The 15,039-nt window shown below is 66.2% G+C and carries 11 protein-coding genes; 6 read left to right on the plus strand and 5 right to left on the minus strand.

Translation table 11 applies throughout. The features are described 5' to 3' along the window. The first annotated feature begins 503 nt into the window (after window positions 1–503). The 4 genes from CEK65_RS06405 to CEK65_RS06420 all read left to right on the plus strand — a co-directional run bounded on the left by CEK65_RS06405 (window position 504) and on the right by CEK65_RS06420 (window position 6,800). The gene (locus CEK65_RS06405; RefSeq protein WP_152181151.1) at window positions 504–821 is read left to right on the plus strand and encodes a hypothetical protein; all 318 of its coding nucleotides are present in this window, start codon (window positions 504–506) and stop codon (window positions 819–821) included. An 810-nt stretch (window positions 822–1,631) separates the two neighbouring features. After that, the gene (locus CEK65_RS06410; RefSeq protein ID WP_152181152.1) at window positions 1,632–2,090 is read left to right on the plus strand and encodes a hypothetical protein; all 459 of its coding nucleotides are present in this window, start codon (window positions 1,632–1,634) and stop codon (window positions 2,088–2,090) included. Window positions 2,091–2,513: 423 nt separating this feature from the next. Then, on the plus strand, window positions 2,514–5,132 hold the full coding sequence (locus CEK65_RS06415) for an exo 1,3/1,4-beta-D-glucan glucohydrolase (protein WP_152181153.1): 2,619 nt from the start codon (window positions 2,514–2,516) through the stop codon (window positions 5,130–5,132). Between the two features lie 105 nt (window positions 5,133–5,237). After that, on the plus strand, window positions 5,238–6,800 hold the full coding sequence (locus tag CEK65_RS06420) for a sodium/sugar symporter (protein ID WP_152181154.1): 1,563 nt from the start codon (window positions 5,238–5,240) through the stop codon (window positions 6,798–6,800). A gap of 28 nt (window positions 6,801–6,828) precedes the next feature. Here the strand turns inward: CEK65_RS06420 and CEK65_RS06425 are convergent, their stop codons facing one another. The 3 genes from CEK65_RS06425 to CEK65_RS06435 all read right to left on the minus strand — a co-directional run bounded on the left by CEK65_RS06425 (window position 6,829) and on the right by CEK65_RS06435 (window position 10,489). Next, window positions 6,829–8,622: a sensor domain-containing phosphodiesterase gene (locus CEK65_RS06425; RefSeq protein WP_193314711.1), complete on the minus strand. Its 1,794-nt coding sequence runs from the start codon at window positions 8,620–8,622 to the stop codon at window positions 6,829–6,831. Window positions 8,623–8,702: 80 nt separating this feature from the next. After that, window positions 8,703–9,269, minus strand: a complete 567-nt coding sequence (locus CEK65_RS06430; protein ID WP_017909993.1) for a response regulator transcription factor — start codon at window positions 9,267–9,269, stop codon at window positions 8,703–8,705. Further along, the gene (locus tag CEK65_RS06435) at window positions 9,266–10,489 is read right to left on the minus strand and encodes an ATP-binding protein (RefSeq protein ID WP_043091040.1); all 1,224 of its coding nucleotides are present in this window, start codon (window positions 10,487–10,489) and stop codon (window positions 9,266–9,268) included. Before CEK65_RS06435 ends, CEK65_RS06430 begins: the two co-directional genes overlap by 4 nt. A gap of 124 nt (window positions 10,490–10,613) precedes the next feature. Between CEK65_RS06435 and ispG the strand changes: the two genes are divergently transcribed. Both ispG and CEK65_RS06445 read left to right on the plus strand, forming a co-directional pair. Further along, a complete protein-coding gene (gene ispG / locus CEK65_RS06440; protein ID WP_148830382.1) occupies window positions 10,614–11,879 on the plus strand; it encodes a flavodoxin-dependent (E)-4-hydroxy-3-methylbut-2-enyl-diphosphate synthase in 1,266 nt (421 codons plus the stop codon). Continuing rightward, window positions 11,860–12,570: a phosphatase PAP2 family protein gene (locus CEK65_RS06445; protein WP_017915921.1), complete on the plus strand. Its 711-nt coding sequence runs from the start codon at window positions 11,860–11,862 to the stop codon at window positions 12,568–12,570. Before ispG ends, CEK65_RS06445 begins: the two co-directional genes overlap by 20 nt. A gap of 557 nt (window positions 12,571–13,127) precedes the next feature. On the opposite strand, the gene CEK65_RS06450 is transcribed toward CEK65_RS06445, so the two are convergent. Both CEK65_RS06450 and CEK65_RS06455 read right to left on the minus strand, forming a co-directional pair. Next, a complete protein-coding gene (locus tag CEK65_RS06450) occupies window positions 13,128–14,285 on the minus strand; it encodes a TPM domain-containing protein (RefSeq protein WP_152181155.1) in 1,158 nt (385 codons plus the stop codon). Between the two features lie 2 nt (window positions 14,286–14,287). Then, entirely contained in the window at window positions 14,288–14,977 is a 690-nt protein-coding gene (locus CEK65_RS06455) for an aspartate/glutamate racemase family protein (RefSeq protein ID WP_152181156.1), read from the minus strand. Between the last annotated feature and the right edge of the window lie 62 nt (window positions 14,978–15,039).

Below are 15,039 nucleotides of genomic sequence, written 5' to 3' on the forward strand. Positions count from 1 at the left end.
GGCTTCTTCTATGGCTGTTGCTCTTCCTGTTTTGGTGAGTTTATTTTTTTGCTGAATAGGATTTGGTTATTTTTCTGCATTGAGTTTTTTGCTTTTTTTCCACTGGCTCTCCCGGGATAATGGTCGCCAATCATCTGAGGTCAATAACTTTGGAATGTTGGGTGATTTTGATGCGGATGATCAGTTCGGACGGCACGGCCTTGGGCGAGATCGGCTACGGCTACGACTAGGTCGGCCGCCTGATTGCGCAGAAAGCAAGAGGGATGCAAGGACGACGAGCCTGTAATTCTAAAGGCATGCAATACTGGCGCGGATCCTGAGTTGCCGGGTATGGTCAATGTTATGACAGGTCTATCCAAAATTAGAGGTACGGAAGTTGATGCACCTACGATGTCCGTCTGGTATACAACTAGAGATACGCTGGCGACTCGCTACGGACATAAAAGCGATATCCACGGCCCTATGGATTTAAATGATCCAGGTGAATATAGGAGTGTAAGGCCATGATGTTGAGGGCTGGGATTGTGGTTTTTCTTATACTTTTGGTTTCATGTGAAAGATCTGATCGCCCTAAGGATAATGTGGCTCCCGTGTCAGGGGATGGGAGTTGCAGAAAATTTGATGTTGTTTCCAGTCGTTCAAAGGCCGAAGGCGGAGAGCTTATGGCAATTAGAGGTATGCGCGACTATTACCTTGATTGCGTGTCGCACAATAATGGTCCCGAGGCCTTGCATTGGGGTAAATTGGCTGCTGAGAAGGGCGGCATACAAGACAAGGAAACTTACGAGAGCTTGAAGATGACATTTTTACCAAAAGACTAGTGTACGTAATTTTTTAATGCTGAGGTGGTATTGGTAAATAGGATTTTTATTGCATTGATGGACATCCGGCTGATCACATTTCAGTGGTCTATATCTTCGGCCACGACCAGTGCGGGCGGAAAAATCCAAAAAGTTCAAAGGTGGCAGACAATGAACAGTACGCGCGCATTAACCCGTGTCAATGGCCTTGATCCAGCAATATGACTTATGTCCTTACGGATGGACAAACCAAACAAGTGCGGGGGCGAGACACCCTTATCAGCACACGGAGCCGAAGCAGGATGCGGGTGAGCTCTATACCATCGGGTGCGGTACTACCCTACAGATTCGGGGCGTTTTATTAGTGGGGATCCAGTATGCGTCAGCTTCGGATTTAGGGCTATTGGTGGTAGTGCCGCTGTGGAGGATAGGGGATGAGAATTGAGGTTCGCATAAGGCAATCAGAGATTCGCTTTCGTAGTGGAATTAAGCTTATTTTGTTTGTTGCTGTTGCGGCATCTATCGCATGGATTATAAATGTATTGTGGCTAGCGAAGCTTCTTCTTTTTTTTGCTTTGTTTTTTTCTGCTGTTACAGTATTTGAATTTTTTAATGCTTGGCGGCTTAGGAAAAGGCTGCAATGATTATTGGCTGCTCGTGTATATCGAGCTCGGCATGCATGAGCTCTGTACGTGCAATAAATCTAGTGGGTATGTGTCCGGCGAGATTGATTTTGGCTTTGCTGAGGCGGCCTAGGGAATGAGGCGGTCAGTATCGTCCTTTCTGGGATTGAAGGTGTATAGGTCATGAATAAATTCGATTTTTACATTTATGCGCGCCGTTGATTTCCTCTCGGTTTATGGCGCAAGCACATTCTCCGTTCTGTGCTACGGTGTTTTTGATGCAGCTTCCTTGCAGGGAGCATATGCAACGCTGAAGCGGGATATCAGTTCGCGGAGCGAAGCGTCCGTTTACAGGATGCTTGGCGACGATTGGCCGAACGGCGTATTGCTCCTCGAGACGGTCGTGGCTGCTCCGGATGTGATCTCTGCAGAAATTCATCGGGCTTTGGCAAGCATGTTCGATGCGGAGGGTTGCAGGTTCTCCCTGTGCATGTATGACGGGGCTTTTAATCGCTATGAAAGTTTGTTTTCTCCAGATTTTTTCGATCAGGTGTATGCGTTCGCGTTCCGCAAGAACGACCATCTGGTCAATCTCGATGCGTCATTGCTTGCCTCCGGGCAATGGAAGGACATTATCGCGGCCTGTCGACTGAGAGCCTCGATCTAGGAGCAATGGTCCTTGTGCCGGCGGGCCTGTGGCGAACGACTCCGTCTCGGTTCGACATTGATTGCCTACCAGACGTCACCGTCACGGATTCGGCCATGCTCCATGACGGGGTAAGAAGGCCATCGAACTGGCAAGCGATCAGGTGCGTCATCTGTCCGTATGCGGTCCCAGATCTGCGCAGTGTGCAATGTCGGTTCTACTGCGATGCAGCAAAATCTCCGCAGCGACGCTGCCTATGCTGGTGAAGCAAGACAAGTCCATGCCAGTCACCCCAAGCAAACCCGGTATTCCATCGCTATAGCGTCAGTCGATATCCGTGCGGCATCGAGGCATACCTCGCGCCGCGGTTGACAGGCTTGGGGCGATTCGGGAAGCGTAGGCGCCGGCCGCACCTCGGCGTGTGCGGTCCGGCCGCGACATGGCATGCGTTCGCCGTTCCTGGGAGGGAGTCTCTTGCACACACAGACCGCTGGCGCGCGCGCGCCGCTTCGCACGGCGCTGGCCGCGGCCGCTGCGCTTGGCCTGCTGGCGTTGGCCGCCGCCGTTCCCGGTCGCTCCGTGCCGGTCGCACCGGCGGCCGCGCCGCCGCCGCCGATCCATCCGGACCGGTGGCCGTCGCCGGCCTGGCCGTTGAAGGAGGATCCGGCGCTGGAGGCGCGCATCACCAAGCTGATGGCGCAGATGTCGGCGGAGCAGAAGGTCGGGCAGACCGTGCAGGGCGACATCGGCAGCATGACCCCGGAGGACGTGCGCAAGTACCACATCGGCTCGGTGCTGGCCGGCGGCAATTCCGATCCCGGCGGCAAGTACGATGCCAGCCCGGCGCAGTGGCTGGCGCTGGCCGATGCCTACTACACGGCGTCGATGCAGACCGACGGTGCCGGACCTGCGATCCCGATCATCTTCGGCATCGACGCGGTGCACGGTCAGAGCAACATCGTCGGCGCCACGCTGTTCCCGCACAACATCGGCCTGGGCGCGACCCGCGACCCGGAGCTGATGCGCAAGATCGGCGAGATCACCGCCGCCGAGACGCGCACCACCGGCATGGAATGGACCTTCGCCCCGACCGTGGCGGTGCCGCAGGACGACCGCTGGGGCCGCACTTACGAAGGCTATTCGGAGTCGCCCGAGGTGGTGGCCAGCTTCGCCGGCAAGGTGGTCGAGGGGCTGCAGGGCGTGCCCGGCACGCCGGGTTTCCTGGACGGGTCGCACGTGATCTCCTCGGTCAAGCACTTCCTCGGCGATGGGGGCACAACCGACGGCAAAGACCAGGGCGATACCCGGATCAGCGAGCAGCAGCTGCGCGACATCCACGGCGCCGGCTATCCGCCGGCGATCGCGGCGGGGGCGCAAACGGTGATGGCCTCGTTCAACAGCGTCAACGGGGTCAAGATGCACGGCAACAAGGTCATGCTGACCGACGTGCTGAAGGGGCAGATGCATTTCGGCGGCTTCGTGGTCGGCGACTGGAACGGCCATGGTCAGGTGCCCGGCTGCCGCAACGACGATTGCCCGGCCGCGTTCAACGCCGGCGTGGACATGCTGATGGCCCCGGACAGCTGGAAGGGCGTCTACGAGAACGCGCTGAAGGCGGTGAAGTCGGGGCAGATCCCGATGGCGCGGCTGGACGATGCGGTGCGGCGCATCCTGCGGGTGAAGCTGCGCCTGGGCCTGTTCGAGGCCGGCAAGCCGTCGCAGCGTCCGCTCGGCGGCAAGTTCGAGCTGCTCGGCGCGCCCGAACACCGCGCGGTGGCGCGGCAGGCGGTGCGCGAATCGCTGGTGCTGCTGAAGAACCAGGGCCAGCTGCTTCCGCTGAAGCCGCAGCTCAAGCTTCTGGTGGCCGGCGACGGCGCCAACGACATGGGCAAGCAGGCCGGCGGCTGGACCCTCAACTGGCAGGGCACCGGCACCAAGCGCGCCGACTACCCCAACGGCACCACCATCTGGGAGGGCCTGCAGCAGCAGGTCGGCGCCGCCGGCGGCAGTGCCGAGCTGGCGGTGGACGGCAAGTTCACCAGCAAGCCGGACGTGGCGGTGGTGGTGTTCGGCGAGCATCCCTACGCCGAATTCCAGGGCGACATCGCCACGCTGCTGTACAAGCCCGGCGACGACAGCGACCTGGAACTCATCAAGTCGCTCAAGGCCCAGGGCATCCCGGTGGTGGCGGTGTTCCTGAGCGGGCGGCCGCTGTGGGTGAACCGCGAGATCAACGCCGCCGACGCCTTCGTCGCGGCCTGGTTGCCGGGTTCGGAAGGCGCCGGCATCGCCGACGTGCTGCTGCGCAAGCCGGACGGCGGTGTGCAGTACGACTTCCACGGCAAGCTGAGCTTCTCCTGGCCGCGCACCGCGGTGCAGTTCGCCAACAACGTCGGGCAGAAGAACTACAGCCCGCAGTTCGCTTTCGGCTACGGCCTCACCTACGAGGACAAGGGCGATCTGAGCCGCTTGTCCGAGGTGTCGGGCGTGTCCGGCGCGCAGGCGGTGGGCGGGGTGTACCTGGACCGCGGCAAGCCGGCGGCGGGCATCAACCTGATCCTGTTCGGCGGCACGCAGGCCAATCTGCCGGCGGCGACCTTCCCGGCGGCACTGGCCGACGGATCGCTGAAGGTCACCGCGATCGACCACAAGGCGCAGGAGGATGCGCGCCGCTTCGTCTGGTCCGGCAGCGGCAAGTCCGGCTTGGCGCTGGTGTTGCCCAAGCCGCTGGACGTCTCGCGCGAGAGCAATGGCGACGTGCAACTGATCCTGACGTTGAAGGTGGACGCGGCGCCCAACGCAGCCGCGCGCATCGGCGTGGCCTGCGGCCACGACTGCGGCGCGCGCGTGGATCTGGGCAAGGCCTTGGCTGCGCTGCCCAAAGGCGAGTGGCGCACCCTCGGCGTGCCGCTGAAGTGCTTCGCGGTGGCCGGTGCCGACCTGACCCGGCTCGAGCGCCTGCCGCTGATCGAGAGCGACGGCGCGCTGGATCTGTCGCTGTCGCGGATCGCCCTGGGCAGCAGCAACGAGGCGCAGAGCGTGGTCGACTGCCCGCTGCACTGAGCGGCGGCGCAGGCGGCGAATGGGTTGATCGAACGAGCGGCGCCGCCCACGCGGGCGGCGTCATGGACAACGGTGCGACAGGGCTGCGGCCCGTAGGAGAAGGCAGTGGGGTTGGCGACGTTGGATGTGGCGATCGTGGTGGTCTACCTGGCGGGCATCTTCCTGCTCGCGCAATGGGTGTCGCGGGAGAAGGCCGGGCACCGCAAGAGTGCCGAGGACTACTTCCTGGCCAGCAAGACCCTGCCGTGGTGGGCGATCGGCGCCTCGCTGATCGCGGCGAACATTTCCGCCGAGCAGATCATCGGCATGGCCGGTTCCGGTTACGCGATCGGTCTGGCGATCGCCTCCTACGAGTGGATGGCGGCGCTGACCCTGCTGATCGTCGGCAAGTTCTTCCTGCCGATCTTCCTGCGCAACGGCATCTACACCATGCCGCAGTTCCTGGAGCAGCGCTACGGCAAGTGGATCCGCACGCTGATGGCGGTGTTCTGGCTGCTGCTGTACGTGTTCGTCAACCTGACCTCGATCCTGTGGCTGGGCTCGATCGCGGTGAGCCAGGTCACCGGCATGGACCAGAACCTGGCGCTGGCGCTGATCGGCGTGTTCGCGCTGGTGTACCAGCTGTACGGCGGGCTGAAGGCGGTGGCGCTGACCGACATCGTCCAGGTCACGCTGCTGGTGCTGGGCGGCCTGCTGGTCGCCGGTCTGACCCTGTCGCGGATCGGCGACGGCGCCGGCGTGCTCGCCGGCTTCCGGCATCTGTGGAACGCGCACCCCGAGCACTTCCACATGATCCTGTCCAAGGACAACCCGTTCTACAAGGATCTGCCGGGCCTGAGCGTGCTGATCGGCGGCCTGTGGGTGATGAACATCAGCTACTGGGGCTTCAACCAGTACATCATCCAGCGTGCGCTGGCGGCCAAGAACATCGGCGAGGCGCAGAAGGGCATGGTGTTCGCCGCGTTCCTGAAGCTGCTGATGCCGGTGGTGGTGGTGGTGCCGGGCATCGCCGCGGTGGTGCTGGCGCCGGACCTGGCCAAGCCCGACCAGGCCTATCCGACCATGATGCAGTTGCTGCCCAGCGGCATCCTCGGCCTGGTGTTCGCCGCGCTGGTGGCGGCGATCGTGGCCTCGCTGGCGTCCAAGATCAATTCGGTGGCGACCATCTTCACCCTGGACTTCTACGCCAAGTTCCGCCCGCAGGCCGACCAGCCGCAGCTGGTGCGGGTCGGCCGCGTGGCCGCGGTGACCTCGGTGCTGATCGGCATCCTCACCGCGCGGCCGCTGCTGGGCAATTTCGACCAGGGCTTCCAGTTCATCCAGGAATTCACCGGCTTCTTCACCCCGGGCGTGGTGGTGATCTTCATGCTTGGCCTGTTCTGGAAGCGCGCCAACGAGGCCGGCGCGCTGACCGCGGCGATCGGTTCGGTGCTGCTGTCGTTCGCGCTGAAGAAGCTGTGGCCGGAACTGCCGTTCATGGACCGCATCGGCCTGGTGTTCGTGCTGTCGCTGGTGGCGGCGGTGGTGGTGTCGCTGCTCACCCCGCTTGCGCCGGCGCGCGACCTGATCCGCACCGACGATGTGCGCTACGGCACCACGCTGGGCTTCAAGCTCGGCGCCGCCGTGGTGATCGCGATCCTGGTGACGCTGTACGCGGTGTTCTGGTGAGCCACGGGCCGGCCGTGGCGCGGTGCGCTCAGGCGTCGCTGCCCTGCCACGGCTCGGCCAGCCAGGCGTCGAGCGCCTCGGCCGGCATCGGCCGCGCGATCCAGTAGCCCTGGCCTTCGTCGCAGCCCCACTCGCGCAGCATCCGGTACACGGTTTCGCTCTCGATGCCTTCGGCCACCACCTGCTGGCCGAAGTCGTGGCCGAGATGGATCATCGACGGCACCAGCATGCCGTCGCTGCGGCTGCCGGGCAGGGCGCGGATGAACGACTGGTCGATCTTCAGCGCGCTGGCCGGGATGTTCTTCAGGTAACCGAGGTTGCTGTAGCCGGTGCCGAAGTCGTCGATGGCGATCTTCACCCCGAGCGCGCTGATCTGCTGCAGCTGTTCGGCGACCCGCTGCGGATCGCGGATCATCGCGCTTTCGGTGAATTCGATCTCCAGCGCGCCGGGCGCCAGCGCGTGCTGCTGCAGCAGCGCCTGCAGGCGGACGATGAAGTCGACCTGCTCCAGATCCACCGCCGACACGTTCAGCGAGACGCTGAAGCGATAGCCGCGCTGCTGCCACAGCGCCGCCTGGGCGATGCCGGTGCGCAGCACCCAGGCGGTGATGCGGCTCATCAGTGCGGTCTTTTCCGCCAGCGGGATGAAGTCGTTCGGCGCCACCGTGCCCAGCAGCGGATGCTGCCAACGCAGCAGCGCTTCCACGCCGACGCATTCGCCGCTGCGCAGGCTCACCCGCGGCTGGTAGTGCAGGCTCAGCTGGCCCTGCGCCTCCAGCGCCTCGGGCAAGGCGGCCAGGATGCGGAAGGCGTTGCGCTGGTTGGCGTCGTGGTTGCGCTCGTACAGGCTCCAGCGCTGCCCGCGCTGGCGCGCCATGTCCACCGCAGTGGTCAGCGAGCGCACCGTATGGTTGGCGCTGAGCGCCCCGTCCAGGCGCACCGCGCCCAGCGAGGGACTGGCCGCATGCGGAATGCCCTGGTGGTCGATCGCCGCGGCGAAGGCGTCGCAGACGTGCTCGCACCAGTACTCCAGATGCGCGGTGTCGCTGCCTTCCATGATGAACACGAAGCTGGTGGTGTCGATGCGGTACAGCGGCAGGGTGCCCAGGGCCTTGCGCAGGCGGTCGCGCGCGGCCAGCAGGTAACCTTCTGCGTACTCCCAGCCCAGCGCCTTGACCATGTCGCGGAAATAGTCGATGCCGCATACGTCGATCGCCACTGCGGTGTCGTGGTGGTCGGCGGTCTGCAGCGACAGCCACATGGTCAGGTCGTCGTTGAAGCGGCTGCGGTTGGGCAGGCCGGTCAGCGCATCGACGAAGCCGCTGTTGCGCAGGGTGTCGATGCGCACCATCAGCAGGTCGCGCAGGTCCTGCAGGGTGCGGCGCGCCACCTCGTCGAACTCGTGGCGCGGCTCGCTGTCGATCACGCACAGCGTACCCAGGCTGGCGCCATCGGCCATCAGCAGCGGCGCGCCGGCGTAGAAGCGGATGAACGGCGGGCCGGTGACCAGCGGGTTGTCGCGGAAACGCGGATCCTGGCGGGCATCGGGCACCACCATCAGTTCCGGGCTGTGGATCGCGTAGGCGCAGAACGCCTGGCTGCGCGGCGTCTGCGGAACCTCCAGGCCGACCCGGGACTTGAACCACTGGCGCTGTTCGTCGATCAGCGAGACCAGCGCGATCGGCACCCGCAGGTAGCGGGACGCCAACTGCGTGACCAGATCGAAGACCTGGTCGGCCGGCGTGTCCAGCAGACACAGCTGGCGCAGGGCGCTGAGCCGTTGCGGCTCGTCCAGCAAGGCGGGTGGGGGAGACTTCAGCATGCCGGGTTATCGGCCCGGTACCAGGGGACTTGAGCGCCAGCCGGACGGGCGGTTCAGGCCACCGCGCCGCGCCGCCCGCCTTAGCGCGGCGGATCGCGCTGCGGGCTGGGCCGCTTGGCCAGCTTGCGCTGCAGCGAGCGGCGGTGCATGCCGAGCAGGCGCGCGGCGGCGGAGACGTTGCCGCCGGTCTCGTGCATGGCCTGCTGGATGTGCTCCCACTGCAGGCGGCTGAGCGGGGTCATCGCATCCGGCACGTCGCTGCCGTCCTCGTCGTCGTCCTCCTCGGCCTCCAGGCCGATCGCACGCAGGATCATCGGCACCGTGGCCGGCTTGGGCAGGTAGTCGTCGGCGCCGAGCTTGATCGCCTCCACCGCGGTGGCGATGCTGGCGTAGCCGGTGACCAGCAGGATGCGCATGTCGGCGCGGATCGCGCGCAGCGGCTGGATCAGCGCCAGGCCGGATTCGTCGCCGAGCTTGAGGTCGATCAGTGCGTAGTCCGGCGGCGCCTCGGCGGCCAGCGCCAGTGCGGCGGCGGCGCTGTCGGCGGTGCGCGTCTCCAGGCCGCGGCGGGCGAGGGTGCGCTGCAGGGTGCGCAGGTACAGCGGATCGTCGTCGACCAGCAGGCCCAGCGGGGTGTCGGTGTTCATGCGGAGGTCTCCAGGGCGAGCAGCGGCAGGCGGAAGCCGACCCGGGCGCCGTGGTCCGGCGCCGGCTCGGTCCACAACTCACCGCCCAGGCGTTCGATGGTCGCATGCGACAGCGCCAGGCCCACGCCCATGCTTTCGGGCTTGCCGCTGCGGAACAGAGTGGCCGGCAGGCCGACCTGGTTGGCGTCGAAGCCGCCGCCGTAGTCGCGCACCTCGCCGACCAGTTCGCTGCCGGTGACCCGCACGTTCAGGTCCACCTGGGGGTGGCCGGCGCGTTCGCCGGCGTCGGCGGCGTTGTTCAGCAAGACCTGCAGCAGATGGCCGATGGCGCTTTCCATCCGCAACTGCAGCGGCGCGTCGTCGTTGCGGCGCAGCCGCACGGTCGGCCGCACCAGTTGCCACTGGTGCAGTACCTGCGCCAGCGACACCGTCTGCCCGCCGGCGCGCTGCGCCGGTGCGGCCAGCGCCAGCACCCGTTCGCGGCACTGCACCAGCAGTTCGCGCAGGGTGTCCAGGTCCTCGCGCAGCTCCGGCTGGGTACTCTGTTCGGCGATGTCGTCGGTGAGCAGGGTCATCGTCGCCAGCGGTGTGTTCAGCTCGTGCGCCACCGACGCGGCATGGGTGGCCAGGGCGACGATGCCCTCGTTGCGGGTGAAGCGCTCGCGCAGCAGCGCCAGCTCGCGTTCGCGCTCGCGCATGGCCATCGCCAGGCGGGTGGAGAACACCAGCACCACCACCGTGGACAGCAGGAAGTTGGCGGCCATGCCCCAACGCTGCAGGTCCAGCGCCTGGTAGGGGCCATGCGGCAGCGGCAGGCCGAACAGCGCGCTGACCGCATAGCCGGCCACGCAGGCCAGCGCCACCGCCAGCGCCCAGCGCAGCGGCAGGGCCAGCACCGCCAGCGCGATCAGCACCAGGAACAGCGAGCCGAAGGCGTTGCCGATGCCGCCGCTCCAGCCGACCATCCAGGTCAGCACGGTCACGTCGACCAGGATGTGGCCGAAGGCGGTGGCCGGCGCGGCCGAGTCGGCATGGCGCAGGCGCAGCTGCGCGTACAGGTTGAACAGCGCCAGCACCGCCACGCCGGCCCACAGCGGCGCCTGCGGCAGCGGCAACTGCAGCGGCCAGGTCGCCACCAGGATCGTCGCGGCCTGGCCGGCGGTGGCCAGCCAGCGCAGGCTGCACAGGGTGCGCAGGAAGGAGGCATCGGTGGAATCCATGCTGCGCATCGTATGCGCTGGACCCGGGGGCTGCCTGCGACAAACCGTCGCAGCGGTGCCGCCTGGCTGAATCGGCGGTGCCGGCGCGTGCGGCAGGAGCGGCCGCGCAGGCTAAAATGGGCGCATGTACGATGCCGTCAGCCGCCCCCCGCCCCCCGCCGATGCCGCGCCCTGGGCGCGCCGTCTCACCCAGCCGGTCCGCATCGGCGGCGTCACCATGGGCGGCGGCAAGCCGGTGGTGGTGCAGTCGATGACCAATACCGACACCGCCGACGTCGCCTCCTCGGTCAAGCAGGTGGCCGAACTGTGGCGCGCCGGCTCGGAACTGGTGCGCCTGACCGTCAACAATCCCGAGTCGGCCGCTGCGATCCCGCGCATCGTCGACAAGCTGCGGATGATGGGCATCGAGGTGCCGCTGATCGGCGACTTCCACTACAACGGCCATCAACTGCTGGCGGCGGAGCCGGCCTGTGCCGAGGCGCTGGCCAAGTACCGGATCAATCCCGGCAACGTCGGCTTCGGCAAGAAGAAGGACACCCAGTTCGCGCAGCTGATCGAGTTCGCGCTGAAGTACGACAAGCCGGTGCGCATCGGCGCCAACTGGGGTTCGCTGGACCAGGCGCTGGCGGCGCAGCTGATGGACGAGAATTCGCGGCGCGAAGTGCCGTGGGATGCCGGCCGGGTGCTGCGCGAGGCGTTGATCCGCTCGGCGCTGGATTCGGCCGAGCGCGCGGTGGAGCTGGGCCTGGGTCGCGACCGTATCGTGCTCAGCTGCAAGGTCAGCGGCGTGCAGGAGTTGATCGCGGTGTACCGCGACCTGGCGCAGCGCTCGGACTTCGCCCTGCACCTGGGCCTGACCGAGGCCGGCATCGGCAGCAAGGGCATCGTCGCCTCCAGCGCGGCGTTGGCCGTGCTGCTGCAGGAAGGCATCGGCGACACCATCCGCATCTCGCTGACCCCCGAGCCGGGGCAGTCGCGCACGCAGGAAGTGATCGTCGCCCAGGAACTGCTGCAGACCACCGGCCAGCGCGCCTTCACTCCGCTGGTCACCGCCTGCCCGGGTTGTGGCCGCACCACCTCCGAGTTCTTCCAGGAGCTGGCCAAGGTGGTGCAGAACCACGTCCGCGCGAAGATGCCGGAGTGGAAGGTGACCCATCCCGGCGCCGAGAGCATGACCCTGGCGGTGATGGGCTGCGTGGTCAACGGGCCGGGCGAGTCGCGCCACGCCAACATCGGCATCTCGCTGCCGGGCACCGGCGAAGCGCCGGCCGCGCCGGTATTCATCGACGGCGAGAAGAAGGTGACCCTGCGTGGCGAGAACATCGCCCACGAGTTCGTGGCGTTGATCGACGAGTACGTCGAACGCACCTATGTCCGCCGCACCGGGTGAGTCCGCCGCCGAAGCGGCCGGCCTGCGCCGCTGGCTGCGGCTCAATGCCTGGCGCGTGGTGCTGCTGTTCGCCGGAGTCCTGCTGCCATTGGGCGTGTTCGTGGCCCTCGCCGACGAAGTGCATGCGCTGGAAGACCTGTATTTCGACGAGCCGCTGCTGTGGAGCATGCGCGGCCTGACCAGCCCGGGTTGGGACCGCTTCTTCACCGTGGTCACCGAGGCCGGCTATCAGTACGGCGTGATCCCGCTGGACACGCTGATCGTGCTGGTGCTGCTGGGCCTGCGCCGCTGGCGCGAGGCGCTGTTCGCCGCGTTGTCCTTCATTGGCTCGGCGCTGCTGAACATGGGCGCCAAGCAGTTCTTCCAGCGCGACCGGCCCAGCCTGTGGGAGTCGATCGCGCCGGAACACCACACCTTCAGTTTTCCCAGCGGCCACGCGATGGGCTCGATGACCCTGGCGGCGGTGCTGATCGCGCTGAGCTGGCGTACCCGCTGGCGCTGGCCGGTGCTGTGGCTGGCCGGCAGCTTCACCCTGCTGGTCGGCGTGTCGCGGGTGTACCTGGGCGTGCATTACCCCTCCGACATCCTCGGCGGCTGGAGCGCGGCGCTGGTGTGGGTGGTGGGGCTGTACCTGCTGCTGTTCCGCGGCGAGCGCCGGCCGCGCTGGCGCGCGCGGCGCGCGTTGGCATAATTTCCAGTACGCGGCCAATCCACACTGCTGGCGCTCGCTGTGCCGTCGCCTCCAAAACCTGCGAAGGATGAACACATGACCAGATCCGAGCGAGCGTGTCAGATTTGGGCAGTGCTGGCGTGGGCGGCACGCCATCGCCAGTCTTTAACCTACTCCCAGTTGGCCGCACTCACGGGCGCACATCGCGCGGGTCTCGGTCAGCTACTTGAGCCTATTCAGTCGTATTGCTTGCTAAATCAGCTGCCCCCGCTCACAGCGATAGTCGTACAGCAGGAGTCGGGTTTGCCGGGAAGCGGCTTTATTGGGGCCACTGCAGAAGAGTTGGGTAGGGCGCAAATGGCGGTTTTCGGATGTGACTGGCTCGCGCATGGCAATCCTCAGCCTGAAAGGTTCGAAGCTGCTGTTCGCGAACGTCCGTCCAATGGAGAGAATTGATTTCTTCCGCCCCATGGTGCGGGCAGCGCTTTATGTAAGTGCAAAGCGGCCCACTCACTATTTTTAAAACGGGAAAAGTATTTTCCGTGCTGATGTTGCTCGAGCGTTCGCTGCAGTCTCCGCTACCAGCTCGAACTGGCGCCGCCGCCGCCGGAGCTGCCGCCGCCGGAGGAGGAGTCGCTGCTGGAACTGGAGGACGACGAGGATGAGGACGATGCCACGGACTCGGCCGCGGCGCGTTCCCTGGCGGCTTGAGCGGCATGGTAGCTGGCGGTGTAGGCGAACACGCCGGGCGCGGTCTCGGCGATATGGCCCTTGCGGATCAGCGCATTGCGCCGCCGTGTGAGCGCCTGCAGGAAGCGGCTGTAGCGCTGCGGCGAGCGGTAGCGCTGCGCGGCGATGGCCAGGGTCAACACCAGGATCAGCAGTTCCAGCGCCAGGAAGATCACCGTCATCGTCATCGACCTTGCCGACAGCAGCACCACGAAGATGCCGGGGTTGGCGCTCAGGAACAGGCGGATGAACCACGCCCAGAAACCGCTGCGCGCGGTGTCCTGGACCAGTTCCTCGGGCTTGTCCGACAGGCGCGGATGCCGCCGCAGCAGACGCCTGCGCAGATAGCCGGTCCAGGCCTGGCGCAGCGGCAGCAGCAGCCACACCAGCGCCAGCAGGCCCGCCCAGGCGACGGCGCCGCGCTGCCAGTGCATGCCGTCGTCGGCCGCTTGCGCCAGTTCGGCGACGGCGGCGGGATCCTGCGCGGCGGCGCGGCCCATGAAGTCGAACGCGGCGACGATCGCATCGGCGGTATCGCCCTGGCGCAGGCGCGGCGCCAGGTAATCGTCCAGCGCGTGCCGGGCGACCACGTCGGGCAGCGCGCCCTCCAGGCCGTAGCCGACTTCGAAGCGCGAACGTCGGTCCTGCATCGCCAGCACCAGCAGCAGGCCGTTGTCGCTGCCTTGCCGGCCGAGCCGCCAAGTGCGGAAGGCGCGCTCGGCCAGAGCCTCGATCGGTTCGTCCTGCAGCGACGGCACGATGTAGACCGCGCCCCAGATGTGCTGGCGTTCGCGCAGGCGCTGCAGTGCCGCGTTGATCCGCTGGGTTTCGTCCGCACTGAGCGTGCCGGCGGGGTCGACCACGTTCGGCGTGTAGGGCGGAATGGCGACGGCGCAGCGGCCGAGCGCCGGCCACAGCAGCAACGCCAGCACCAGCAGGGCGCTCAGCCGGAACGGCGTCCAGCCGCGCGGAACGCTGGCGGCGGCATGTGCGGCCTGGCTGCGCATCGCTAGGCCAGGCTGTACAGGGCGGCGGCTCGCGCGTGCAGCGCGGTCGTGTCGAACAGCGGCACCGCCGCGTCGGCAGGGCCGACCAGCAATCCGATCTCGGTGCAGCCCAGGATCACCGCCTCCGCGCCTTGCGCCTGCAGGCCTGCGATCACCTCGCGGTAGCGCAGCCGCGACGGCGCCTGCACCACGCCCTGGCACAGTTCCTCGTAGATGATGCGGTGCACGTCCTCGCGCGCCGGCGCATCCGGGATCAGCACCTCGAAGCCGCGCCGTTGCAGCCGTTCGCGGTAGAACGCCTGCTCCATGGTGAAGCGCGTGCCGAGCAGGCCGACGCGGACGATGCCGGCGGCCTGCAACGCATCGGCGGTGGCATCGGCGATGTGCAGCAGCGGCAACGGGACCGCGGCGGCGATCGCGTCGGCGACGCAGTGCATGGTGTTGGTGCACAGCACCAGGAAATCGGCGCCGCCGGCCTGCAGCGCGCGCGCCGAGGCCGCCAGCGCGGCACCGGCCGCGTCCCAGTCGCCGTCGCGCTGGTACTGCGCGATCTCGTGGAAGTCCACGCTGTGCAGCAGCAGCTTGGCCGAATGCAGTCCGCCCCGTTGTGCGCGCACGGTCTCGTTGATGTGCCGGTAATAGGGCAGGGTGGATTCCCAGCTCATGCCGCCGATCATGCCGATCGTCTTCATCGTGAGTCGCTTGCCGCCGTGTCGAGTGCGCGAGGATGGTAGCGGCACCGGCCGCGTGCGGC

The organism is Xanthomonas sp. LMG 12459 (genome assembly GCF_009192905.1).
Lineage (GTDB): Bacteria > Pseudomonadota > Gammaproteobacteria > Xanthomonadales > Xanthomonadaceae > Xanthomonas_A > Xanthomonas_A sontii.

What these genes read in the sequence shown, in the direction of transcription:
- CEK65_RS06405 (WP_152181151.1), top strand. Translation starts at nt 504, where the DNA reads ATGATGTTGAGGGCTGGGATTGTGGTTTTTCTTATACTTTTGGTTTCA.
- CEK65_RS06410 (WP_152181152.1), top strand. Translation starts at nt 1,632, where the DNA reads ATGCGCGCCGTTGATTTCCTCTCGGTTTATGGCGCAAGCACATTCTCC.
- CEK65_RS06415 (WP_152181153.1), top strand. Translation starts at nt 2,514, where the DNA reads ATGCGTTCGCCGTTCCTGGGAGGGAGTCTCTTGCACACACAGACCGCT.
- CEK65_RS06425 (WP_193314711.1), bottom strand. Translation starts at nt 8,622, where the DNA reads ATGCTGAAGTCTCCCCCACCCGCCTTGCTGGACGAGCCGCAACGGCTC.
- CEK65_RS06430 (WP_017909993.1), bottom strand. Translation starts at nt 9,269, where the DNA reads ATGAACACCGACACCCCGCTGGGCCTGCTGGTCGACGACGATCCGCTG.
- CEK65_RS06435 (WP_043091040.1), bottom strand. Translation starts at nt 10,489, where the DNA reads ATGGATTCCACCGATGCCTCCTTCCTGCGCACCCTGTGCAGCCTGCGC.
- ispG (WP_148830382.1), top strand. Translation starts at nt 10,614, where the DNA reads ATGTACGATGCCGTCAGCCGCCCCCCGCCCCCCGCCGATGCCGCGCCC.
- CEK65_RS06445 (WP_017915921.1), top strand. Translation starts at nt 11,860, where the DNA reads ATGTCCGCCGCACCGGGTGAGTCCGCCGCCGAAGCGGCCGGCCTGCGC.
- CEK65_RS06450 (WP_152181155.1), bottom strand. Translation starts at nt 14,285, where the DNA reads ATGCGCAGCCAGGCCGCACATGCCGCCGCCAGCGTTCCGCGCGGCTGG.
- CEK65_RS06455 (WP_152181156.1), bottom strand. Translation starts at nt 14,977, where the DNA reads ATGAAGACGATCGGCATGATCGGCGGCATGAGCTGGGAATCCACCCTG.